At 71.4% G+C, this 22,568-nt stretch carries 19 protein-coding genes; 12 read left to right on the forward strand and 7 right to left on the reverse strand.

Features of this window, described 5'->3' with window-relative positions:
• Positions 1–120: 120 nt before the first annotated feature.
• The gene (locus J3P30_RS12110; protein WP_210481275.1) at positions 121–1,041 is read left to right on the forward strand and encodes an NAD(P)-dependent oxidoreductase; all 921 of its coding nucleotides are present in this window, start codon (positions 121–123) and stop codon (positions 1,039–1,041) included.
• Positions 1,042–1,058: 17 nt separating this feature from the next.
• On the opposite strand, the gene J3P30_RS12115 is transcribed toward J3P30_RS12110, so the two are convergent.
• Both J3P30_RS12115 and J3P30_RS12120 read right to left on the reverse strand, forming a co-directional pair.
• Complete coding sequence (locus J3P30_RS12115) at positions 1,059–1,823, reverse strand: hypothetical protein (protein ID WP_210481276.1); 765 nt, start codon at positions 1,821–1,823, stop codon at positions 1,059–1,061.
• An 80-nt stretch (positions 1,824–1,903) separates the two neighbouring features.
• On the reverse strand, positions 1,904–2,410 hold the full coding sequence (locus J3P30_RS12120) for a DUF2243 domain-containing protein (protein ID WP_210481277.1): 507 nt from the start codon (positions 2,408–2,410) through the stop codon (positions 1,904–1,906).
• 224 nt (positions 2,411–2,634) lie between these two features.
• On the opposite strand from J3P30_RS12120, the gene J3P30_RS12125 reads away from it, so the two are divergent.
• Both J3P30_RS12125 and fdhD read left to right on the forward strand, forming a co-directional pair.
• Positions 2,635–4,023 carry an HNH endonuclease signature motif containing protein gene (locus J3P30_RS12125; protein ID WP_210481278.1) on the forward strand — a complete coding sequence of 463 codons (1,389 nt, stop codon included), beginning with the start codon at positions 2,635–2,637 and terminating at the stop codon, positions 4,021–4,023.
• 219 nt (positions 4,024–4,242) lie between these two features.
• Positions 4,243–5,136, forward strand: a complete 894-nt coding sequence (fdhD, locus tag J3P30_RS12130) for a formate dehydrogenase accessory sulfurtransferase FdhD (protein ID WP_210481279.1) — start codon at positions 4,243–4,245, stop codon at positions 5,134–5,136.
• Positions 5,137–5,187: 51 nt separating this feature from the next.
• Here fdhD and J3P30_RS12135 read toward each other — a convergent pair whose 3' ends face one another.
• Together J3P30_RS12135 and J3P30_RS12140 are read right to left on the reverse strand one after the other, a co-directional pair.
• Positions 5,188–7,524: an FdhF/YdeP family oxidoreductase gene (locus J3P30_RS12135; protein ID WP_210481280.1), complete on the reverse strand. Its 2,337-nt coding sequence runs from the start codon at positions 7,522–7,524 to the stop codon at positions 5,188–5,190.
• Between the two features lie 72 nt (positions 7,525–7,596).
• On the reverse strand, positions 7,597–7,938 hold the full coding sequence (locus J3P30_RS12140) for a hypothetical protein (protein ID WP_210481281.1): 342 nt from the start codon (positions 7,936–7,938) through the stop codon (positions 7,597–7,599).
• Between the two features lie 142 nt (positions 7,939–8,080).
• Between J3P30_RS12140 and J3P30_RS12145 the strand changes: the two genes are divergently transcribed.
• A complete protein-coding gene (locus J3P30_RS12145) occupies positions 8,081–8,470 on the forward strand; it encodes a YchJ family protein (RefSeq protein ID WP_210481282.1) in 390 nt (129 codons plus the stop codon).
• A 140-nt stretch (positions 8,471–8,610) separates the two neighbouring features.
• A complete protein-coding gene (locus tag J3P30_RS12150) occupies positions 8,611–10,044 on the forward strand; it encodes an APC family permease (protein ID WP_210481283.1) in 1,434 nt (477 codons plus the stop codon).
• Between the two features lie 70 nt (positions 10,045–10,114).
• Here J3P30_RS12150 and J3P30_RS12155 read toward each other — a convergent pair whose 3' ends face one another.
• Both J3P30_RS12155 and J3P30_RS12160 read right to left on the reverse strand, forming a co-directional pair.
• Entirely contained in the window at positions 10,115–11,239 is a 1,125-nt protein-coding gene (locus J3P30_RS12155) for a glycosyltransferase (protein ID WP_210481284.1), read from the reverse strand.
• Positions 11,229–12,563 (reverse strand): family 1 glycosylhydrolase, encoded by a 1,335-nt coding sequence (locus tag J3P30_RS12160; protein ID WP_210481285.1) that lies wholly within the window; start codon positions 12,561–12,563, stop codon positions 11,229–11,231. Before J3P30_RS12160 ends, J3P30_RS12155 begins: the two co-directional genes overlap by 11 nt.
• A 290-nt stretch (positions 12,564–12,853) precedes the next feature.
• Between J3P30_RS12160 and J3P30_RS12165 the strand changes: the two genes are divergently transcribed.
• Together J3P30_RS12165 and J3P30_RS12170 are read left to right on the forward strand one after the other, a co-directional pair.
• On the forward strand, positions 12,854–13,210 hold the full coding sequence (locus J3P30_RS12165) for a YciI family protein (protein WP_210481286.1): 357 nt from the start codon (positions 12,854–12,856) through the stop codon (positions 13,208–13,210).
• Entirely contained in the window at positions 13,207–14,484 is a 1,278-nt protein-coding gene (locus J3P30_RS12170; protein WP_210481287.1) for an RNA polymerase sigma factor, read from the forward strand. The genes J3P30_RS12165 and J3P30_RS12170 overlap by 4 nt, the downstream gene beginning before the upstream one ends.
• A 63-nt stretch (positions 14,485–14,547) precedes the next feature.
• Here J3P30_RS12170 and J3P30_RS12175 read toward each other — a convergent pair whose 3' ends face one another.
• The gene (locus J3P30_RS12175; RefSeq protein ID WP_210481288.1) at positions 14,548–14,769 is read right to left on the reverse strand and encodes a hypothetical protein; all 222 of its coding nucleotides are present in this window, start codon (positions 14,767–14,769) and stop codon (positions 14,548–14,550) included.
• Positions 14,770–15,057: 288 nt separating this feature from the next.
• Between J3P30_RS12175 and J3P30_RS12180 the strand changes: the two genes are divergently transcribed.
• The 5 genes from J3P30_RS12180 (at position 15,058) to J3P30_RS12200 (ending at position 22,568) form a co-directional block, all read left to right on the forward strand.
• Positions 15,058–17,142, forward strand: coding sequence for a type IIA DNA topoisomerase subunit B (locus J3P30_RS12180; RefSeq protein ID WP_210481289.1), 2,085 nt, complete (start codon positions 15,058–15,060; stop codon positions 17,140–17,142).
• An 82-nt stretch (positions 17,143–17,224) separates the two neighbouring features.
• Positions 17,225–19,189, forward strand: coding sequence for an ATP-dependent zinc metalloprotease FtsH (ftsH, locus tag J3P30_RS12185; RefSeq protein WP_210481290.1), 1,965 nt, complete (start codon positions 17,225–17,227; stop codon positions 19,187–19,189).
• A 41-nt stretch (positions 19,190–19,230) separates the two neighbouring features.
• Entirely contained in the window at positions 19,231–19,851 is a 621-nt protein-coding gene (locus tag J3P30_RS12190) for an NAD(P)H-dependent oxidoreductase (protein ID WP_210481291.1), read from the forward strand.
• Between the two features lie 81 nt (positions 19,852–19,932).
• Positions 19,933–21,270, forward strand: a complete 1,338-nt coding sequence (locus J3P30_RS12195) for a phosphoribosyltransferase family protein (protein ID WP_210481292.1) — start codon at positions 19,933–19,935, stop codon at positions 21,268–21,270.
• Positions 21,267–22,568 carry an erythromycin esterase family protein gene (locus tag J3P30_RS12200; RefSeq protein WP_210481293.1) on the forward strand — a complete coding sequence of 434 codons (1,302 nt, stop codon included), beginning with the start codon at positions 21,267–21,269 and terminating at the stop codon, positions 22,566–22,568. The genes J3P30_RS12195 and J3P30_RS12200 overlap by 4 nt, the downstream gene beginning before the upstream one ends.

Genomic DNA, 22,568 nt, shown 5'->3' on the forward strand with positions numbered 1-22,568 from the left:
ACGGCCGGGCGCCGGCCCCCCGCTACGTCGCGTTGACACCGCGCATCGCGGCCAGTACGACTGCAAGTGCGGCGTGCGAGCTTTCTGTCGCACAGCGTGGGCCGGGGGAGGAGGAGCGACATGAGGGTGCTTCTCGCGGGCGCGTCCGGAACGCTCGGCCGCGCCCTGGTGCCGCAGCTCCTTGCGGCGGGTCACGAGGTGGTCGGCATCACGCGATCGAAGCCGAGCGCCGATCGGCTCCGCGCCCGCGGCGCCGAGGCGATCGTCGCCGACGTCCTCGACCGCGACGCGCTGCTCGCGGCGGTGCGGGGGCAGCGAGCGGATGCCGTGATGAATCAGCTGACCGCGCTGTCCACCCCGCCGCTGCGATACGAGTCGATGCGGATGACGAACCGGCTGCGCGAGGAGGGGACGGCCAACCTGCTCGAGGCGGCGTCCCTCGTCGGCGCTCGACGGGCGCTGACGCAGTCGATCGTGTTCGGCTACGGCTACCGCCGGCATCACTCGGGCCCGGTCGACGAGACGGCGCCGTTCGGCGTGCCGGAGCAGCTGCCCGTCGACCCCATCCACGCGGCCCTGGCGTCGACCGAGCGACAGGTGTTCTCCACGCCCGGGATCGAGGGCATCGCCCTCCGCTACGGCCTGTTCTACGGACTCGACGGGCGTGAGATGCAGCGGATGCTGCGCCGCCGCATGCTCCCCGTCAGCACCTGGGAGGGCGTCGTCCCTCTCGTGCACCACGAGGACGCCGCATCCGCCACTGTCGCGGCGCTCGAGCGGGGAGTCCCGGGCCACGCCTACAACGTCGCGGCCGCCCCCGCCAGCTGGCGGCACCACCTCGAGACCGCCGCGCGCGCTCTGGGGGCGCCCGCTCCGCTCGTCCTGCCTCCGTGGCTGCTCCGGATCGCGCTTCCGTACCCCGCCGAGCTCATGACCCGGATGGACCTCCGGGTGTCGACCGAGCGCGCTGCTCGCGAGCTGGGGTGGACGCCGCGCTATCCGACGGTCGAGGAGGGCTGGGCGGCGGCGGCGGGACGCTGACCCGGCGTACTCCGGGTTCAGGAGCGCAGGGCCTCCAGCAACTGCTCCTTGGACTTCGTCGAGTAGCCCGGGACGCCCCGCTCCTTGGCTGCGGCTCGAAGTCGCGCGTGGCTCCAGCCGATGTTCGGCTCCTCAGGAGTGGCGTGTGGGAGCGGAGGCGTCAGGGCGGCCGCGTCGGGGACAGGGGAGTCGCCGTCCGTTGTCCGAGCGCCTGCAGCAGCCGGACCCGCGGGCGAGGTCGTCTGCGTCGCCTCGCTGGCCCCCGAGGGCCCGGCCTCAGGCTCGGGAGAGGAGGGCGCCGACGGCGATGTCGCCTCGGTTGCCCCGTCCGGACTCACCGCCTCGGGGACCACCACCCCTCCCAGTGCAGAGCCCGAGGTCGCCGTGGACGAGACGCCGTCCTGCACCGGCAGCGGGACGGCGTAGTCGGGTCCGGCGGTGTTCGCGTCCGATCCCGGCTCGGCGGGCGACGGCGAGGTGGGGGTGCCGGACTCAGCGCCCACCGAGCCCGCGCCGGAGCCCTCCCCGCGAGCGCCGGAATCTCCGCGTGGGCCATCCGCCTCCGTGCGGGCCTTCTCGGCTCGCTTCTCCGCCTTGCGGATCGCCTGCTGAGCCTTCGCGATCCGTGCCTGCGCCTTCTTGCGGACCTTCTCGAGGGTAGCCGCGAGCTCCGCGGCGCGCTTCTCGGCCTTCTTGCGGGCCTTGCCGCCGCCGCCGGACGCTGCGGCCGGTGCGGTCTGCTGCGCGGTCCTGTCCGCCTTCTTCTTCGACTTCTTCGCCATGGACGACCCTCCCCAGGAAGCTGAGGTCGCTCATTCTGGCGCAACCGGGTGAACGGGCACGAGAGCCGGGACGAGAACGGTCAGCTCGAGCGGGCGGACTCCAGCGCGCGACGGCTCCGCCGGTACAGAAGCCATCCGCCGACGATGAGGAGAACCCCGAACGCGAGGAAGCCGATGTCCCACTCGAGCGGCCCGCCGAGATCGTCGCGCACGTGGTGGACACCCAGCAGCTGGTGGTCGATGAGGCCCTCGACGACGTTGAAGAGGCCCCAGCCAGCGAGCAGCAGCCCGATGTGGAAGCCCCAGCTCGGAGCGAGCCGGCCCTGCCGCCACTGCACGATCGTCAGCGTCGACCCGGCGATCGTGAACAGCCACGAGAGCACGTGGAAGAGGCCGTCGGCGAGCGTGTTGACCTCGAGGCCGGCGACGGTGGTGACCGGGAACTCCTCCACGTGGCTCACCATGTGGTGCCACTGCAGGATCTGATGCAGCACGATCCCGTCGACGAATCCGCCCAGTCCGATGCCGAGCAGGAGGCTGCCCGTCGGGGACGGCGGGCGGGGCCTGCGATCGCTCCTGGACGTCATGCGTCGACGCTACGCCGGGTGCGCCGAGCGACACGCGGGTCGGGGGCGGCGGCGCGGTGAACGGCGCCTCCTGCCGAACTGAGACCCGCGTGGCAGCACCGGCGGATGCGTCGGAACGGCTGACCACGGACGCCGAGGATTCACTTCGAGCAGCAGTTGAAGGGTGGTGGCCAAAAGCGTCGTTCGAGAGGGGGAGTGTCAGTGGTGCAGGGTTGGATGATGCCGTGGAAAGGCCCACCGACTCTCTCGCAGCCCGATCGGCAGCGCTCGCAGCGGCCGTGCGGGAGGCGGACTGGGCCGGCGATCGCGCATCTCTCGCCGAGGTGGTCGAGGGGATGACCGATGCGACGCTGCTCGAGTGCCTCGAGCAGCTCGGGGCGCTCGCGAATCTCGTCGGCGCGGTCGGGGCACGGCTGGCCGGCGAGTTCGCGGCACGGAGTCAGCAGGACGTGGCGGAGCCTCTGGCCAAGCGGCTCGGGAACCGGACTGCTCCTGTCGGTGTCGCCGCCATCGCCCACGTCTCAGCGGGCGCCGCGGCCGACTGGTGCCGAGTCGGTGAGCAGCTGCGGGTCCGCCGCACGCTCACCGGCGACGTCCTGCCGGAACAGCACCCCGCGGTCGCCGCGGCGGTCGACTCGGGCTCTGTCTGCACGGAGGGCGCCGCTCTGATCCTGAGCACCCTCCAGGCCGTCGCGGACAAGGCCGGGGATCCCGAGCGTCTGACGGCGTGGGAGGAGTTCCTGGTCCAGGAGGCCCTCGCGGAGTCGGTCGCAGGACTTCGGCAGGCCTGCCGCGCGCTGCTCGTGCATGCCGATCCGGGCGGCGTCGAGCCCCGCGAGCAGGAGTTGCGCGCGAAGGCGGAGACGCGGGTGATCAAGCGACGCGACGGCATGACCGCGATCCTCACCGAAGCCGACCCGGAGAGCGCCGGATGGATCCTCACCGCTCTCGACGCCCGCACCGCGCCTCGTCGGGAGGTCCGCTTCGACGACGGAGACGACGTCGACTCAGCCGTGCAGGACACGCGCACGGCCGGGCAGAAGCGGCTCGACGCCCTCGTCTCGATGGCTCGGGACTCGCTCAAGCACGATGCGGGCGACATGTCCGGCACCGCGGTGACGCTGCTCGTCACCGTCAACCACGACGCACTCGTCTCGGGTGTCGGATCGGCGATGATCTCGGGCATCGACGAGCCGATCAGCGCCGTCACCGCCCGGCGGCTCGCCTGCGAGGCGAGGATCCTGCCGGTCGTCCTGGGCGGCGCGTCCCAGCCCCTGGACCTCGGCGAGGGGCGGCGCCTCTTCTCCGAGGCGCAGCGCTACGCCATGGCCGTCCGCGATGGCGGCTGCATCTGGCCTGGCTGCGGTGAACCGCCCGGCAGATGCGAGGCCGCCCACCTGAAGGCGTGGCACCAGGGGGCGGGCGACTCACGCGGTCCCACGAACCTGGACAATGGCGTCCTCCTCTGCCGCTTCCACCACCGGAGGCTGGACAACGACGGTTGGGCGGTCGAGGTCCGCGGGGGCACTCCCTACCTGATACCGCCGCCCTGGATCGATCCCACTCGCACGCCTCGACGGGCCGGTCGGCCGCGCCTCGACGGCGCCGCCTGACGCTGGAGCGGGAGCGCAGTCCGTCCGCACGCCGTCGTCACACCGAGGAAGCCGGCCCGCCGGGTGAGCGGCGGGGGGCCAGTCCGTCCGCACGGCTGCGACGCCAGCCAGGAGCAACGCCTCGCCGGTGAGCGGCGCCGGGAGCCAGCCTTCTCGCTGCCGCCGCAGGATTAGCCTGGAGCGGGATCCGGCGCAGGTCGGACCGTGAGGAGCATCGGCATGGGCGCCACGACGCAACGACGGCCCGTCATCCGGCTGAGGGCGGACGCCACGGCACCCGTCACGGCGGAGGTGGCGCCGAACGGCACCCAGGCCGTCCTGCACCGCCACGACCGCCCGGACGTCCTCGCGGTCGAGGAGCCGCTCGAGATCCGCGTCGGCGGCGAGCAGTTCGCGGTCACCATGCGCTCTCCCGGGGACGACTTCGACCTCGTGGCGGGGTTCCTCGTGTCGGAGGGGATGGTCTTCGAGAAGGACCACCTCGTCGCGATGCGCTACTGCGCCGGGCGCGACGCCGACGGGCACCAGACGTACAACGTGATCGACGCCGGCATCCGCGCGGACGTGCCCCGGCCGCTGCACGCGACCGCCCGGAACGTCTACACGACGAGCTCGTGCGGGCTCTGCGGGACGGCGTCCATCGAGGCCGTGACCCGCGCATCCCACCACCCGATCGCGGACACGGGCGGGACGGTGTCCTACGAGCTCCTGTCGGAGCTGCCGGACCGCCTGCGCGCCGGGCAGGCCGCGTTCGACCGCACCGGCGGCGTGCACGCCGCGGGGCTGTTCACCATGGCGGGCGAGCTGCTGTGCCTCCGCGAGGACGTGGGGCGGCACAACGCCGTCGACAAAGTGGTCGGCTGGGCCCTCCGCGAGGGACGGCTCCCGCTGCGGGACACCGTCCTCCAGGTCTCGGGGCGGGCGTCCTTCGAGCTCGCGCAGAAGGCGAGCATGGCGGGCATCCCGGTGCTCGCGGCGGTGAGCGCGCCGAGCTCGCTCGCGGTGGACCTCGCCGCCGAGACGGGCCTCACGCTGGTCGGATTCAGCCGGGGCACCGGGATGAACGTGTACGCGCACCCGGCGAGGATCAGCGGCCTGCCGGCGCGCCGCTGAGCCGACGGCGAAACCTGACCGCCGGGGAGCTATCCCGTCCGGCGGACCGCTTCAGCCGCCGACGACCGCGGGCTGACCGGCCGGCACCGCCGCCGGCTCCAGCCGGATGACCACCGACTTCGAGGTGGGTGTCCCACTCACGTCGGCCGTGGAGTCCAGTGGAACGAGGACGTTCGTCTCCGGGTAATAGGCCGCGGCGTTCCCGCGCGGGGTCGGGTAGGCGACGGTCCGGAACCGCTCCGCCCGGCGCTCCACCCCGTCCGAGAACTCGGACACGAGGTCGACGAGCGCGCCCTCCGGAAGCCCGAAGGCCTCGAGGTCCTCCGAGTTCACGAGGACGACGCGCCTGCCGCCGTGGATGCCGCGGTAGCGGTCGTCCTTGCCGTAGATGGTCGTGTTGTACTGGTCGTGGGACCGGATGGTCTGCAGGATCAGGCGGCCCTCGGGGATCCGGGGGTATTCGAGCCGGTTGCCGGTGAAGCGGGCCTTCCCCGTGGCGGTGGCGAACCGGCGGGCATCCCGCGGGCCGTTCGGCAGCACGAAGCCGTTTCCGGGCTCGATGCGCTCCTCGAAGTCGTCGAAGCCGGGCACCACCTTCCCGATGTGGCGGCGGATGAGCGAGTAGTCGTCCATGAGCGCCGTCCAGTCCGCTCGCGGCCGGTTGCCGTCAGCGGCGTCGCCGAAGACCTCGAGCGCCAGTCGGCAGATGATCGCGACCTCGGACAGCAGGCCCTCCGAGGGCGGCCGGAGACGCCCCCTCGAGGCGTGCACCGCGCTCATCGAGTCCTCGACGGTGACGACCTGCTCGCCCGAGCCGCGGCGGTCGCGGTCGGTCCGGCCGAGCGTCGGCAGGATGATCGCGCGCCGCCCCGTCACGAGGTGGGAGCGGTTGAGCTTGGTGGACGCCTGCACGGTGAGGCGGGTGCGGGTGAGCGCCTTCTCGGTGACGGCGGTGTCCGGCGTGGCCCGGGCGAAGTTGCCGCCCATCGCCATGAAGACCCTGACCTTGCCGTCGCGCATGGCGCGGATGGCCGAGACGGTGTCGTAGCCGTGCTTCCGGGGGGAGCGGAAGCCGAACTCGGCATCCAGCGCGTCGTGGAAGCGGTCCGGCATCCGCTCGAAGATGCCCATCGTCCGGTCGCCCTGCACGTTGGAGTGGCCGCGGACCGGGCAGACGCCCGCTCCCGGCTTGCCGACGTTCCCCTGCAGCAGGAGGACGTTCACGACGTCCCGGAGGGTGGCGACCGCGTGCTTGTGCTGGGTGAGACCCATCGCCCAGCAGACGATGGTGGCCTTCGACGCCGCGAGCCGGTCTGCGGTCCGGCGGATCTGCTCGAGCGGCAGGCCGGTCGCGACCACGACCTCCTCCCAGTCGAGAGCGCGCACCTGCTCGCGGTACTCGTCGAGCCCGCTGGTGTGCTCCTCGAGGAAGGCCGAGTCGAGGACGCCTCCCTCGCGGTCCTCCTTCTCGAGCAGCGCCTTGCCGAGAGCCTGGAAGAGGGCCTGGTCGCCGCCGAGCCGGATCTGCAGGTGCTCCTCGGCGAGGGCGGTGCCGCCGAGCAGCATCCCCTGCACCGTCTGCGGGTTCTGGAAGCGGATGAGGCCCGCCTCGGGCAGCGGGTTGATCGTGAGGATCGTGGCGCCGTTCTTCTTCGCCTTCTCGAGGGCGCTGAGCATCCGGGGGTGGTTCGTGCCCGGGTTCTGGCCGGCGACGAGGATGAGCTCCGCGGAGTGGATGTCGTCGAGGCTGACGGTCCCCTTTCCGACGCCGAGCGTCTCCGTCAGCGCGGAGCCGCTCGACTCGTGGCACATGTTGGAGCAGTCGGGCAGGTTGTTGGTGCCGAGCCCCCGGACGAAGAGCTGGTAGAGGAACGCCGCCTCGTTGGACGTCCGCCCGGAGGTGTAGAACACCGCCTCGTCGGGCGACTCCATCGCTCGGAGCTCCTCCGCGATGACCCGGAACGCCTCGTCCCAGGACAGCGGCCGGTAGTGGTCGGAGCCCTCGTCGCGGATCATGGGGTGAGTGAGCCGGCCCTGCTGCTCCAGGAAGTAGTCGTCGCGGGCCGACAGGTCCGAGATCGAGTGCTCCGCGAAGAAGTCGGGGCGCACGCGCCGCTGCGTCGCCTCGGCGGCGACCGCCTTCGCGCCGTTCTCGCAGAACTCGGCGGTGTGCCGGTGCTCGCCCTCGGGCCAGGCGCAGCCCATGCAGTCGAAGCCGCCCTTCTGGTTCACCGTGAGCAGCGTCTGCGCGCTGCGCACGGGTCCCATCTGGTCGAGCGACATCCGCAGGGCCGCGACGACACCGGGGATCCCGACCGCGCTCGTCTTCGGTGGGCCGATCTCCAGCTCGGACTCGTCGATCCCGTCCTTCGGCGCGCGCTTCGTCATCGGAACCCCATGCTCCGACACCTTAATGCCGTCGGAGCACGGCGTCCCGATCGAGCCTGCAGCACGCCGGGCTCACAGGCGGCCGACCGCCCTGTTGTCGCCGATGCTCGTGACGATGTAGTCCTCGGCGCCGAAGTGCTTGTCCTGTCCCTGGTTCGGCTCGAACTGCTTGATGCAGAGGAGCCCGTCATCGTTCGCGTCCTCCATCGCGATGCGCGCCTCGTACTCCGGCCGCTCCTCCGGCGGGGCGAACCGCCAGTCCACGGCGTCGATGGTCTCCTGCACCGTGACCAGGGTCTGCGAGCCGCATCCTCCCGACGGGAGGTCCGCGGCGGCCGCCGGCTGTGCGGCGCCGACCGCCAGCGCGAGCGTTCCGAGCACCAGCCCCGTGCCGTACAACCGCTTCCGTCTCATCGGATCTCCTGCCTCCCGTGAACGTCGGCGGTGCTCGGGCCGCGCCGCCTGAACGCCCACAGGGTAGGACCGCCCGGCAGCACCGGATAGGGGAACGTCCCCCTGGCCGCCCCCTCCCACCGGTGGGGGCAGGATGAGGGGAATGGACCCCTCCGAGCCGTGTCCCTGCGGCAGCCGGCGCCCCTACACGGGCTGCTGCCTCCCGTTGCATGAGGGGGCGCCGGCTCCCACTGCGCTCGAGCTCATGCGCTCCCGGTTCAGCGCCTACGCCCTCGGCCTCGCAGATCACGTCATCCGGACGTGGGACCCGGAGACGCGGCCCGCGGGCCTCGATCTCGACGACGGCGTCGTGTGGCGGAGGCTCCAGATCGTCGACACCGCGCGGGGCGGCGAGGGGGACGAGGAGGGTGTCGTCGAGTTCCGAGCCTCGTACCGCACGGCCGAGGGAGCCGGGATCCTGCACGAGCGCTCCCGCTTCCGGCGGCACGAGGGCCGGTGGGTGTACGTGGACGGCGACACCTCTGGAAACTGAGGCTTCTTCTAGCCATTCCTAACGATGAGGTCAAGGTCTGCGGAAGGGGGTCGCCTAGCCCGCTGACCTGAGCGCAGACTGTCAGCCACGTGAGAAGGCGGCGCGAATCGCGTGCCGACGCCGACCGTTAGGGGACCGCGATGGGCGCCATCCAGGGATCACCTGTGACCGGAGGAACACCGACCAAGCACCACGAGCTGAAGAGGGTGCTCGGGCCGAAGCTGCTGCTGCTCTTCATCATCGGCGACATCCTCGGCACCGGCATCTACGCCCTCACGGGCCAGGTGGCCGCCGAGGTGGGCGGCGCGGCGTGGCTGCCCTTCCTCATCGCGTTCGCGGTCGCCCTCGTCACGGCGTGCTCCTACCTCGAGCTCGTGACGAAGTACCCACAGGCCGCCGGCGCAGCGCTGTACGCGCACAAGGCGTTCGGCATCCACTTCGTGACGTTCCTCGTCGCCTTCACGGTGATGTCCTCCGGGATCACCTCGTCCTCGGCGGCGTCCGGGGCGTTCGCGAGCAACTTCACGATCGCCTTCGGGCTCGGGGAGTCCCAGCCCGTGCGGCTGATCATCGCCCTGCTGTTCATCCTGATGATCGCCGCGGTCAACCTCCGCGGGGTCGCGGAGAGCGTCGGCCTCAACGTCGTGCTGACGACGATCGAGCTGTCCGGCCTGCTCATGGTGATCTTCATCGGGATGTTCGCGATCTTCGGCGGTCAGGCGGACTTCTCCCGGGTGGTCGCCTTCGAGACGCAGGAGGAGAAGAACGTGATCCTCGCGGTCAGCGCCGCGACCTCGCTCGCGTTCTTCGCCATGGTCGGCTTCGAGGACTCCGTCAACATGGCGGAGGAGACGAAGGACCCGAGCCGGATCTTCCCGCGCATCATGCTGACGGGCCTCGGGATCACGGCCACCGTCTACGTCCTCGTGTCCATCGTCGCGGTGGCGATCGTGCCGGTGGGGGAGCTGGCGGGCAACGACACCCCGCTGGTCACCGTGGTCCAGACGGCGGCGCCGGACTTCCCGATCACGGCCCTGCTGCCGTTCATCTCGATGTTCGCCGTGGCGAACACCGCCCTCCTCAACGTGATGATGGCGAGCCGCCTCATCTACGGCATGAGCAGGCAGGCCGTGCTTCCCCCGTTCCTGTCCAAGGTCCTTCCCGGCCGGCGGACGCCGTGGGCGTCGATCGTGTTCGTCGCGGCGATCGCGCTCTGCCTGATCAGCTACATCTCCCTCGACCCTCAGGGTCCGATCGCGCTCCTGCTCGGCGGCACGACGTCCCTCCTCCTGCTCACCGTCTTCGCCGTCGTGAACGCGGCAGTGCTCGTCCTGCGCAAGCAGCCGGTCGACCACAAGCACTTCAAGACGCCGACGTTCCTCCCGGTGATCGGCGTGATCGCCTGCCTCTACCTGGTGCTGCCGGGGACGTCGGGCCGGCCGATCGAGCAGTACATGATCGCGCTGGTCCTGCTCGCGCTCGGGATCGTCCTGTGGGGCATCACCTTCCTGCATCGCCGCCGCAGCGGATACCACATGAACGCGCCCATCGAGGTGCCCGAGCGCGTGGAGTGAGGTCCGGGACACGGACGAAGAAGCGGCCCGCCGGAGTTCCGGCGGGCCGCTTTCCTGTCTGCTGCGGGGGTCAGGCGGTGGCCGCCGGCTCGGTGCCGTCGGAGCGCTCGGAGAAGATCATCTGATCCATGCGCGAGGCGATCGCGTCCCAGTCGTTGCGCTGCAGGATCCGCCGCACGCGCTCGCTGGCGACCGTGCCGGCACGGCCCCGGAGCCGGTCGAAGGCGGCCGCGAACCCCGCGGCGTCGTCCTGCAGGTCCACGACCCCGGGGAAGTCGGCGACGACGTCCGGAACGCGGGTGGAGACGACGGGCAGGCCGGACGCCAGGTACTCGAGCGTCTTCGTCGGGCTGATCGACTTCGTCGCCTCGTTGAGCGCGAAGGGCATGATCGCCACGTCGAAGCTCGCCATGTGACGCGGCAGCTCCGCATAGGGCGCCATCCCCAGGTAGGAGATGTTGGGGGCCTGAGGGAGGTCCGCCGGATCGATCTTCGCGACCGGACCGACCATCCTGATGTCCCAGTCGGGCGCCGCCTCGGCCACCTGGCCGAGGAGGTCGATGTCGAGGCGCTCGTCGAGGACCCCGACGAAGCCCGCCACCGGCCGTGCGTTGCGCGCCCTGTGGTGGGAGGCGACGGCGTAGTCCGCGATCGAGACGCCGCTCGGCACGAGGATCGCGTCCGTGCGGCCCTGCCGCACGACCGACCGGTGCAGCGAGCGGCCGCCGGCGAAGACGACGTCCGCCCTGCGCAGGGCCTGCCGCTGGCGGACGACGAGCTCCGGTGCTGCGCCCTTGAAGGCGGCGAGGTCGTCCATCACGTCGTAGACGAGGGTGGTCGGCTCGAGGGCGAGCGCTGCCTCGAGGGCGAGCGGGGTGTAGATCCAGACCACGCGCTCGCAGGCGCGCGGGCCGATCAGCTCGGGGAGCTGCTCGATGTAGTCGGGGATGACCTCGTCGGCGAAGCCGACGTGGTGGCCGGGGTCGGGGATCTCGAGCCAGGCGCGTGTGAGTCCGTCGACCTCTTCCGACACGAGCCGGTTCTGCTGCACCTCATGATCTCGAGGCGTCATCGGCTCCTCCACGAACCAGGTTCGTCGACCGGCAGCGGTGCTCAGCCGCGAGACGAGCTGCTGCGGACGCTGCCAGACCCAGTCCCAGCGGAGGTGGGAGAGGACGATCAGTTCACTGCGCATCGACGATCCTCAATTCCATGGTTGTCGTGATTCGAGGGAGGTTGCGGGCGCGGGGCTCCTCCGGAGGAGGGCTCCACTCCCAGTGGGAGGTCTGCGGCAGGTAGCCGCGGAACCAGGTCGCCACGGGCTCGGCGAGCTCGAAGGCGGGCAGGTCCACCGCCGGCACCCCGGCGGCGGCTGCGGCGTACGACGTGGTCATGACCGACGCGCGGCGGTCGAGCTCCTCGTCGAGCCAGTACACCCCGACCGGATCGATGTGCCCCTCGCAGCGGAAGAGCAGCGAGTTCCAGTCGGTGGAGTCGATGAAGGGGAACCAGCACAGGCCGTCGATCGGGATGCCGCGGTCCCGAGCGATCTCGCACTGCTCCAGCACGTACTTGAGCCACGTCGCGCGATCGAAGGTGTGGCCCCGGATGTTCGTCTCGGTGACCAGGCACGGCAGCCCGTAGCGCTCCCAGTACTCCTGGATCAGGTCGGCGAACGGCGTGGGGTCGGGGTTCGTGGTCGTGCCGCCCTCGATGCTGAAGGTCCACTGGTTGTGGGCGTAGTAGTCGAGACCGAGGACGTCGACGGAGCCGCCCTCGATGCCGAGGAGCCGCTCGCCGCCGGACTCGTGGAGCAGCCTCCCGAACGGGCCCTCCGTGTCGTAGGGCCGACCCAGGAAGGCGTCGAGGACCGCGAACCGCCGCTCGTTGGCGAGGTCGGCGTAGGACTGGCCCGACGCGTCCGTGCCGATATGGCGCTCACAGGAGTCGTTCCACACGTGCCGGGCGGACGGCAGCAGCTCCCGGTAGAGCCGGCTCGCCTCCGCGACGGGCGGGAGGACGTTCACCAGCAGGTCGACGAAGCTCTCGAGGCCGGATCGGTACGGCGGCCAGATCGCCTCGTGCCCGCAGAGGAAGAGGGTGGCGAACGGCTCGTTGAAGAGCGTGTACTCCTCGACCCAGGGATACCTGCGGGCGAACGCCTCGGCGTACCGGAGGTAGGCGGGACCGAAGCGCTCGTCGGCGAAGCCGTCGGTGAGCCAGGCCGGGTAGCTGGTGTGGTGCACGAGGTCGACGATCGGGCGCAGGCCGAGGTCGCGCATGTGCTCAAGGATCTCGTCCGTCTCCGACCAGTCGAAGACGCCCTCGACCTCTTCGATCCGGTGCCAGCGGATCGGGTAGCGCAGCCGGGTGATCCCCATGTCCGTCACGAGCAGCAGATCCTCGCGCCACCGCTTGTCGTGCTCGGTGGTCTCGATCACGTCCCGGTCATGGGCCGGCATGAACGTGCTCTCGAAGGACCCGAGGATCTCGATCGGTTCGTGGCGTACTCGTCCCACCTCGGCTCCTTCCTGCGTCTACTTCGTGAATCTCCTGACAGGGCTCTGTGCACTGAGGACAGAGGGACACTCTATTGGGCGTTCACTCGTCCTGTCGCGGTGCTTGCCAGAAGGCCTGGCCCCCGCTAGGGGGGCGCGACTGGGGCGTCGCAGGGGATGCGTTTTCCCCGCTCGCGGCTAAGGTTCGACCCGCGAAGCCGGAGTTCTGCGAGGGTGTCGATTCCGGGCGATCCCGTTCGTCTAGAGGGTGAGAGCCGGCGAGGACCGGCACCGACACCGAGGAGAAGACCATGACGCACTACCTGCTCAGCCTCTATCAGCCCGACGGGATCGTCCCGCCGCCGGAGCTTCTCGAGCCGGTCATGCAGCGACTCGACGAGGTCAACCGGGAGATCCAGGCCGCGGGCTCGTGGATGTTCACGGGCGGCCTGCACCAGCCCGACACCGCCACGGTGGTCCGCCCGCGGGACGCCGCCGACCCGCTGCTGACCGACGGACCCTACGTGGAGTCCAAGGAGCACGTGGGCGGCTTCTGGATCATCCGGGCGGAGGACCTGGACGCCGCACTCGGCTGGGGGCGGCGCGTCGCCCAGGCGACCGGGCTGCCGGTCGAGGTGCGGCCGTTCGCCTTCTCGTCGGCGGAATGACCGCCGGGGAGGCCGTTCCGGCTGGGGGAGCGCGCAGGGACGCGCGATCCCAGCCGGGACGCGCCTCCGTCGAGGCGGTGTTCCGCGCCGAGTACGGTCGCGCGGTGGCCGTGCTCGCCCGCGTGTTCCGGGACCTGGACCTCGCCGAGGACGCGGTCCAGGATGCCTTCACGATCGCTCTGCAGCGCTGGCCGCGCGACGGCCGTCCCCCGAGTCCCGCGGGCTGGATCCTCACGACCGCGCGCAACCGCGGCATCGACCGGCTCCGCCGCGAGGCGGCACGGGCCGGGAAGCACGCCGAGGCCGAGCTGCTGCGGGGGATCGACGAGCTCCCCGAGGAGGGTGCCGTGCCCGACGAGCGGCTGCGCCTGCTGTTCACCTGCTGCCACCCCGCCCTCGCGCGCGCCTCGCAGGTGGCGCTCACCCTGAAGCTCCTCGGCGGCCTCTCGACCCCCGAGATCGCGCGGGCCTTCCTGGTGCCGGAGTCCACGATGGCGCAGCGGATCGTGCGGGCGAAGGCGAAGATCCGCGACGCCCGCATCCCGTACCGGGTCCCCGAGGACTCGGACCTGCCGGAGCGCCTCGCCTCCGTGCTGGCGGTGATCTACCTCATCTTCAACGAGGGCTACCTGGCGACGGCCGGCGAGCGGCTCGTGCGCGACGACCTGTGCTCGGAGGCGATCCGGCTGGCCCGGGTGCTCGTGGCGCTGATGCCGGACGAGCCCGAAGCGGAGGGGCTGCTCGCGCTGCTGCTCCTCACCGAGGCGCGCCGCCCCGCCCGCATGGCCGCGGACGGCTCCCTCGTCCTGCTCGCCGATCAGGACCGGCGACTCTGGGATGGCGCCCTGATCGCGGAGGGACAGGCGAGCGTCCGCCGGTGCCTGCGCCGCAACCGGCCGGGCCCGTACCAGCTGCAGGCGGCGATCGCCGCGGTGCACAGCGACGCGGCCACCGCAGCCGACACGGACTGGGCGCAGATCGTCGTGCTCTACGACCAGTTGCGTGTGGTCGCCCCGAGTCCGGTCGTCGAGCTGAACAGGGCCGTCGCGGTGGCCGAGGTAGAGGGTCCGGCGGCGGCCCTCGACCTGCTCGACGCCGCTCCGCTGCCGGCGTACGGTCCGTACCATGCCGTCCGCGCCGACCTGCTGCGGCGGCTGGGACGACGATCGGAGGCGGTGGCCGCCTACGAGGCCGCGCTCTCCCTCACCGACAACGAGGCCGAGCGCGAGTTCCTCACCGGCAGGATCCGGCGGATCGCGGGTGCAGCCGGGTGAGGTTCCCGGTTAAACGCGTCGAGCCGCCCGCATCGTGCGGACGGCTCGAGCGAAGTCTCGGATTCAGGCCTTGTTGTCGGTGAGGCGGCTCGACTCGTCGTGCCAGCTGCGCGCGACGCTCGAGAGCTTCTCCTGGTACTTCTTGCCGTGGTGAGCGCAGAAGAGCAGCTCACCCTTGCCCAGCTCGACCCGGATGTACGCCTGCGCGCCGCAGCTGTCGCAGCGGTCGAGCGCGGTCAGCTCATACGGGGGAGCGTCAAGGGCGTCTGAAGTGATGTTCGACATGTGCTGCTCCTCGTGGTGTCCGGTGCGTCACTGAGTTCAACAATGAAAGCACGCCCTTGTTCCGCTCTTGCTTCAAGCCTGGCACCGTTTCGCTGTGCGCGTAGCCGATCGTTACGAGATTGACTTCTCGCTGCCACCGCTGATGCTCCCACCCGCGTCGCGCCGCGGACAGGCCCGCGTTGGGGGCACGAAACGGGGGCCTGAGCGGGGGCGTCGGCCGTCCTGCTTTCCTCGCGGCGCGCCCCCGGCCTCCCGGGCGCCGTCGGACCCGCCGTTTACCCTTGCCGGGTGGCTGCTCAGGATTACTCTGCCCGGCATCTCTCGGTGCTCGAGGGACTGGAGGCCGTCCGCAAGCGTCCCGGCATGTACATCGGGTCCACGGACTCCCGCGGTCTCATGCACTGCCTGTGGGAGATCATCGACAACTCCGTCGATGAGGCGCTCGCCGGGCACGGCGACTCGATCGACGTCGTCCTGCACCGCGACGGCTCCGTCGAGGTCCGCGACCGCGCGCGGGGCATCCCGGTGGACATCGAGCCGAAGACGGGCCTGACGGGCGTCGAGGTCGTCTTCACCAAGCTGCACGCCGGCGGCAAGTTCGGCAGCGGCTCCTACGCCGCCTCCGGCGGCCTGCACGGTGTCGGCGCGAGCGTCGTCAACGCGCTCTCCGAGCGGCTCGACGTCGAGGTCGACCGCAACGGCAGGACGTACGCCATGTCCTTCCACCGCGGCGAGCCCGGAGTCTTCACGGACAAGGGCCTGCCGTCGCCGGACGCGCCCTTCACCCCGTTCATCTCGGGCAGCGAGCTCCGGGTCGTGGGCAAGGTCGCGAAGGGCGTGACCGGCACGCGGGTGCGCTACTGGGCGGACCGGCAGATCTTCTCCCGGGAGGCGGCGTTCTCCCTCGAGGACCTGGTCGCGCGGGCACGGCAGACGGCGTTCCTGGTGCCGGGTCTCGGCATCTCGATCGTCGACGAGCGCGCGGACGTCCCGACGATCGAGAGCTTCCGCTACGAGGGCGGCATCGGCGAGTTCGTCGACTTCCTGGCGACGGACGGCGCGGTGACGGACACCTGGCGCATCACGGGCACCGGCGGCTTCACCGAGACGGTCCCGGTCCTGCAGGAGAACGGGCACATGGTGCCCACCGAGGTCCAGCGCGAGTGCGTGGTCGACCTCGCCCTGCGCTGGGGCATCGGCTACGACACCAACTTCCGCAGCTTCGTCAACATCATCGCGACGCCGAAGGGCGGCTCCCACCAGGCCGGGTTCGAGCAGGGTCTGCTCAAGGCCCTCCGCTCGCAGGTCGAGGCGAACGCACGCCGGCTCAAGGTGGGCGCCAACGAGAAGATCGAGAAGGACGACGTGCTCGCTGGCCTCACGGCCGTGCTCACCGTCCGCCTGCCCGAGCCGCAGTTCGAGGGTCAGACCAAGGAGGTGCTCGGCACGCCGGCGGTGCGCGGCATCGTCTCCTCGGTCGTGACGAAGGCGCTGAGCGAGAAGTTCGCGTCGAGCAAGCGCGAGGACAAGACGCAGGCGTCGATGCTCCTCGACAAGGTCGTCTCGGAGATGAAGGCGCGCATCTCCGCGCGGACGCACAAGGAGACGCAGCGTCGAAAGAACGCGCTCGAGTCCTCGTCGCTGCCCGCGAAGCTCGTCGACTGCCGCAGCAACGACGTCGGCAACAGCGAGCTGTTCATCGTCGAGGGCGACTCCGCTCTCGGCACGGCGAAGCTCGCGCGCGACAGCGAATACCAGGCCCTCCTGCCGATCCGGGGCAAGATCCTCAACGTCCAGAAGGCATCCGTCAGCGACATGCTGGGCAACAGCGAGTGCGCCTCGATCATCCAGGTGATCGGCGCCGGATCGGGACGGACGTTCGACCTCGACCTCGCCCGGTACGGCAAGGTCATCCTGATGAGCGACGCCGACGTCGACGGCGCGCACATCCGGACCCTGCTGCTGACCCTGTTCTTCCGCTACATGAGACCCCTCATCGAGGAGGGCCGCGTCTTCGCCGCCGTGCCGCCGCTGCACCGCGTGGTCGTCAAGAACCCGGGCAGCAAGCCGAACGACACCCTGTACACCTACTCGGAGCAGGAGCTCCAGGGCCTGCTCGCCCAGCTCAAGCGCGAGAAGCGGAGCTACGTCGACCCGATCCAGCGCTACAAGGGGCTCGGCGAGATGGACGCGGATCAGCTCGCGCTCACGACCATGGACAAGAAGCACCGGATGCTGCGCCGGGTGCGCGTCTCGGACGCGGCCGCCGCGGAGAGCGTGTTCGAGCTGCTGATGGGCAACGACGTGGCGCCGCGCAAGGAGTTCATCATCGACGGCTCGCGCGACCTGGACCGCGACAAGATCGACGCCTGACCTCGCTGTCCAGCCGGTCGCCGCAGCCCCCGGGTCTTTCCTAGAATCCGGGCATCGGCACCACCCGCGTGGGAGGCAGGCAGTGAACGGCGACACGAGTTCGGACGAGCGGCGTCCGCCTGAGGGGCGAGAGGGCGAGCAGCCGGACCCCCAGGGGCGGCCCTGGCGGACCGAGGGGCTGGCGCAGGGAGACCGGACGCCGCCGAAGCGTCCCAACTGGTGGGTCGTCGCGCTGTGGTCGGGGCTGGCCTACTTCCTCACCTTCGGGCTCTTCACAGCACAGGACTCCATGGCCGGCGCGCCGCCGATCCCGTACACCGAGTTCACGCGTCAGGTGGAGCGGAACAACGTCGAGGAGGTGTTCTCCCGCGGCGACTCCATCCAGGGCATCCTTCGCAGCGAGGCCCCCCTGCCGGGCGAGGGCGAGGGCACCTACACGCGATTCACCACCGAGAGGCCGACGTTCGCCCAGGACGACCTGCTCGCCCAGCTCGAGGCCAACGGCGCCAGCGTGCTCGCGACCCCGGTCGTCCAGGAGCGCGGCCTGCTCTGGAACCTGCTGCTCTCGCTGGGCCCGATCCTCCTGCTCATCGCGTTCTACTGGTGGATCTTCCGCCGGCAGCAGCAGGGGATGGGCATGCTGTTCGGCGGCGGGAACAAGCGCAAGCCGGTCGATCCGGAGAGCGTCCGCGTGACGTTCGACGACGTCGCCGGCATCGACGAGGTCGAGGCCGAGATCACCGAGGTCGTGGACTTCCTGAAGGATCCGGACAAGTACCGCCGGCTCGGCGCCCGCGCGCCCAAGGGCGTCCTGCTCGCCGGCCCTCCTGGCACCGGCAAGACCCTGCTCGCCCGCGCCACCGCCGGCGAGGCGGGGGTGCCGTTCTTCTCGGCGAGCGCATCCGAGTTCATCGAGATGATCGTCGGCGTCGGCGCCAGCCGGGTGCGCGAGCTGTTCTCCGAGGCGCGGAAGGTCGCTCCGGCGATCATCTTCATCGACGAGATCGACACCATCGGCCGGGCCCGCGGTGGCGCGCGCGCCGTCGGCGGCCACGACGAGCGCGAGCAGACGCTCAACCAGATCCTCACCGAGATGGACGGCTTCTCCGGCTCGGAGGGCGTCGTCGTGCTCGCCGCGACCAACCGGGCGGACGTGCTCGACCCCGCGCTCCTGCGCCCGGGACGCTTCGACCGCACGATCACCGTGCACGCTCCCGACCAGAAGGGGCGCGAGCAGATCCTCGCCGTGCACACGCGGGGCAAACCGCTGGCGGCGGATGTGGACCTCGCCCGGCTCGCGAGCGCGACGCCGGGCATGACCGGGGCGGAGCTCGCGAACCTCGTCAACGAGGCGGCCCTGTCCGCCGCCCGGCGTGGGCAGTCCGAGATCCGGCAGCGCGATCTGCTCGACGCCCTCGAGAAGATCCAGCTCGGCACGGCCCGGACCATCGTGATGCCGCAGGAGGAGCGGCGGCGGACGGCCTACCACGAGGGCGGCCACGCCCTGCTGGGCATCCTGCAGCCGGGCGCCGACCCCGTCCGCAAGGTCTCGATCATCCCGCGCGGTCGCGCGCTCGGCGTCACGCTCTCCACTCCGGAGACGGACCGCTACGGCTACGACGAGGCGTACCTCCGCGGTCGCATCATCGGCGCGCTCGGGGGCATGGCGGCCGAGGAGGAGGTGCTGGGGGTCGTGACGACGGGCGCGGAGAACGACCTCGAGAACGCGACGGGGATCGCTCGCGGCATGGTCGGGCGATGGGGCATGTCCGACCGCATCGGCCCGGTCTCGGTGATCCCGCGCGAGGGCGACCCGCGCTCGGCCGGGGTCTCGGACACCATGCTGGCCCGCGTGGACGAGGAGGTCCGGCGCCTCATCGAGGAGTGCTACGGGGAGGCCCGCCGGCTGCTCCGCGAGCACCGGTCGCAGCTCGACGCCATCGCGTCCGCGCTCCTCGAGCACGAGACGCTCGACGAGATCGACGTGTACGCGGCCGCGGGAGTGCCTCGCCGCAGCGGCCCGGAGCCTCAGGCGATTCCCGGCTGACGGGGGAAGAGTGCCCAGCAGGATCTCAAGAAGGAGCTGCTGTGCCGTCCGACCTCACCGCCGTCTGTCTCGTCTGCACCCTCAAGCCGTCCCCGGCGGAGTCGAGCGCCGAGCTGCTCGGCAGCCAGCTCATGGACGCGCTCGAGGCCGTCGGGGTGAGCGGCACCACCATCCGGGTGGTGGACCACGACGTGAAGCCGGGCGTCGAGGCCGACATGGGCGACGGCGACGAGTGGCCCGCGATCCGGGAGCAGATCGTCGCCGCGGACATCCTCGTCATGGCGACCCCGACCTGGATGGGGCACATGACGAGCGTCGCCCAGCGCGTGCTCGAGCGGCTCGACGCCGAGCTGTCCGAGAAGGACGATCTGGGGCGGCCGAACATGTTCGACAAGGTGGCCGTCGCCGCGATCGTGGGCAACGAGGACGGGGCCCATCAGATCACCGCGGAGCTCTTCCAGGCGCTCAACGACATCGGCTTCACCATCCCGGCCCAGGGGGTGACCTACTGGAACGGCGAGGCCATGGGGAGCGTCGACTACAAGGACCTCGAGGAGACCCCGCCCAAGGTCGCGTCGACGACGAAGTCGGTGGCCCGATTCGCCGCCCACCTGGCCGAGGTCCTGCAGTCCGCCCGCTATCCAGTTCCCGTCGAGGGGTAGCGGCAGGGGACCTTGGTCCTGTGGATAACGGGGAGCCCCGGGCGAGCCTGTCATGGCTCAACGACCTGGAGGTTCCTCCCCGTGACCGACACCCGTCCCCTCTTCGCCGACCGCGCCGACGCCGGACGCCGGCTCGCCGAATCGCTCTCCGACCTGCGGAACGACGACACGGTCGTCCTCGGGGTGCCGCTCGGCGGCATCCCCGTTGCGGCCGAGGTCGCGCGAGCCCTGGGCGCGCCGCTCGACGCCCTCGTGGTCCGGAAGCTCGGCGTGCCGCGCTTCCCGGACGGGGCGATGGGGGCGCTCGGGGAGGACGGCACCCGGGTCCTCAACCCCGGGATCTTCCTCCGCGCCCTGGTGACGCCGCTCGACCTCGCGTCGGTCACGCGCCGCGAGCGGGAAATCCTGGCCGACCGCACGGTCCGGCTGCGGGACGGGCGGCCCCGTCTCGACCTGCGCGGCCGGACCGCTGTGGTCGTCGACGACGGCCTCGTGACCGGCGTCAGCGCCGAGGTGGCGTGCACGATGGCGCGCGCGGCGGGTGCGGAGAGGGTGGTCCTCGCCGTGCCGGTGGCCGCGCGCGAGGGGCTCCGGTTCGTCCGGTCGGCCGACGAGATCGTCACCCTCGCCGCTCCCCGGGCCTTCCCCGGCGTCCGGCCGTTCTACCGCGACTACCCGCAGGTGACCGAGGACGAGGTGGCCGCGCTCCTGGACGACGCGGCGCCCGAGCGGGACCTGGACATCGTGTCGGCGCACGGCACGCTGGAGGACGTCGTCATCCGGGCCGACGGCATCGCGCTGCACGGCCGGCTGCACCTCCCGGCGGGCACCCGCGCCGTCGTCGTGTTCGCCCACGGCAGCGGGAGCGGCCGCCACAGCCCCCGCAACCGGCTGGTGGCCTCCGTGCTCGCCGAGGCCGGGATCGGCACCCTGCTGCTCGATCTGCTCTCCCCGGTGGAGGAGCAGGACCGGCATGCCGTGTTCGACATCCCGCTGCTCTCGTCCCGCCTCCGGGCGGCCACCGAGTGGCTGCGGAGCAGGCCGGACACCGCGGGGTTCCGCATCGGCTACTTCGGGGCGAGCACGGGCGCGGGGGCCGCGCTCTGCGCCGCCTCCTCGGATCCCGGGATCGCGGCTGTGGTGTCCCGCGGCGGCCGCGCGGACCTCGCCGGCGAGCGGCTCGCCGACGTGCGGTGCCCCGTGCTGCTCATCGTCGGCAGCCGGGACCCGGACGTGCTGATGCTGAACCGCAGGGCGCGGGCCTCGATTTCGGGCGAGGCCGCCCTGGAGGTCGTCCCCGGAGCGTCGCACCTGTTCGAGGAGGCCGGCACGCTCGACCGGGTGGCGGTGCTCGCGCGGGACTGGTTCTCCCGCACCCTGCTGCAGCCCGAGAGCCGCCACGAGCCGATCCTGTCGTGACCCGGGCGCCCGACGATCAGCTGCTCGACGAGATCCGCTCGCTGGCGCGTCCGCTGACCGACGCGGGTTCGCTCGACCCGCTGATCGGCGCCGTCGAGGGTGCGACGATCGTCGCCGTCGGCGAGGCGTCCCACGGCACCTCGGAGTTCTACTCCTGGCGCTGCACCGTGAGCCGGCGGCTCCTCGAGGAGGGCGGCTTCTCCTGGATCGCCGTCGAGGGGGACTGGCCGGACTGCTGGCGCCTCAACAGGTGGGTGCGGGGCGTCGACCAGGAGCCCGGCGATGCGAGGACGCTGCTGCAGGGCTACTCGCCGTGGCCTGCGTGGATGTGGGCGAACGAGGACGTGGCCCTGTTCCTCGACTGGCTCCGGCGGGAGAACTCGGGGCGGCCGCCGCTGCGTCGCATCGGCTTCTACGGCCTCGACGTCTACTCGCTCTGGGACTCGCTTCGCCAGGTGCGCGCGTGGGCCGAGACCGCGGCGCCGGCCGTCCTGCCCGCTGCCTCCCGGGCTCTGCAGTGCCTGGAGCCGTACGGCGAGGACCCGCACGAGTACGCCTGGAGCACCCGTGTCGTCCCGGGGTCCTGTGAACCGCAGCTGCTCCAGCTGCTGCGGGAGGTGCGGGTGCACGCCCTCGAGCGCAGCGCCGACCCCGAGGCGTTCTCTGCGCTGCAGAACGCGGAGGTGGCGGTGAGCGCGGAGCGCTACTACAGGGCCATGGTGCGCGGCGGCAGCGAGTCCTGGAATCTGCGCGACACCGCGATGGCCGAGACGGTGGACCGCATCGCCGATCGCCTGCATCCCGGGTCGCGCGGCCTCGTGTGGGCGCACAACACCCACATCGGTGACGCCCGCGCGACCGACATGGCGGCCGAGGGGATGCTGAACCTCGGGGAGCTGCTCCGCCGGCGCCGTGGGGACGCCGACGTGCGCCTGGTCGGGTTCGCCTGCTCCTCCGGCACGGTCACGGCAGCGAGCTCCTGGGGCGAGCCGGCGGAGCGGATGCCGGTGCCGCCCGCACGGCGAGGATCGCACGAGGACCTCCTGCATCGCGCCCTCGGCGAGCCGGCGCTCCTCCTGTTCCCCGATCGCCGAGACTCCCTGTGGCTCGGGAGCGAGCGCGGCCACCGCGCCATCGGGGTGGTCTACGACGCTCGGAGCGAGTACGGGAACTACGTGCCCACGCGGATGGGCGCCCGCTACGACGCCCTGCTGTGGCTCGAGGAGACGCACGCTCTCACGGTGATCCCGACCCGCGCCGGCGGCCCGGAGTACGAGACGGAGCCGAGCGGGTTCTGA

The sequence above is a fragment of the Naasia sp. SYSU D00948 genome (assembly GCF_017916515.1).
Taxonomy (GTDB): domain Bacteria; phylum Actinomycetota; class Actinomycetes; order Actinomycetales; family Microbacteriaceae; genus Naasia.

Bases quoted from the DNA above. Each gene is read 5' to 3' on its own strand.
- J3P30_RS12110 (WP_210481275.1), top strand. From the start codon at position 121: ATGAGGGTGCTTCTCGCGGGCGCGTCCGGAACGCTCGGCCGCGCCCTG.
- J3P30_RS12115 (WP_210481276.1), bottom strand. From the start codon at position 1,823: ATGGCGAAGAAGTCGAAGAAGAAGGCGGACAGGACCGCGCAGCAGACC.
- J3P30_RS12120 (WP_210481277.1), bottom strand. From the start codon at position 2,410: ATGACGTCCAGGAGCGATCGCAGGCCCCGCCCGCCGTCCCCGACGGGC.
- fdhD (WP_210481279.1), top strand. From the start codon at position 4,243: ATGGGCGCCACGACGCAACGACGGCCCGTCATCCGGCTGAGGGCGGAC.
- J3P30_RS12135 (WP_210481280.1), bottom strand. From the start codon at position 7,524: ATGACGAAGCGCGCGCCGAAGGACGGGATCGACGAGTCCGAGCTGGAG.
- J3P30_RS12140 (WP_210481281.1), bottom strand. From the start codon at position 7,938: ATGAGACGGAAGCGGTTGTACGGCACGGGGCTGGTGCTCGGAACGCTC.
- J3P30_RS12145 (WP_210481282.1), top strand. From the start codon at position 8,081: ATGGACCCCTCCGAGCCGTGTCCCTGCGGCAGCCGGCGCCCCTACACG.
- J3P30_RS12150 (WP_210481283.1), top strand. From the start codon at position 8,611: ATGGGCGCCATCCAGGGATCACCTGTGACCGGAGGAACACCGACCAAG.
- J3P30_RS12155 (WP_210481284.1), bottom strand. From the start codon at position 11,239: ATGCGCAGTGAACTGATCGTCCTCTCCCACCTCCGCTGGGACTGGGTC.
- J3P30_RS12165 (WP_210481286.1), top strand. From the start codon at position 12,854: ATGACGCACTACCTGCTCAGCCTCTATCAGCCCGACGGGATCGTCCCG.
- J3P30_RS12170 (WP_210481287.1), top strand. From the start codon at position 13,207: ATGACCGCCGGGGAGGCCGTTCCGGCTGGGGGAGCGCGCAGGGACGCG.
- J3P30_RS12175 (WP_210481288.1), bottom strand. From the start codon at position 14,769: ATGTCGAACATCACTTCAGACGCCCTTGACGCTCCCCCGTATGAGCTG.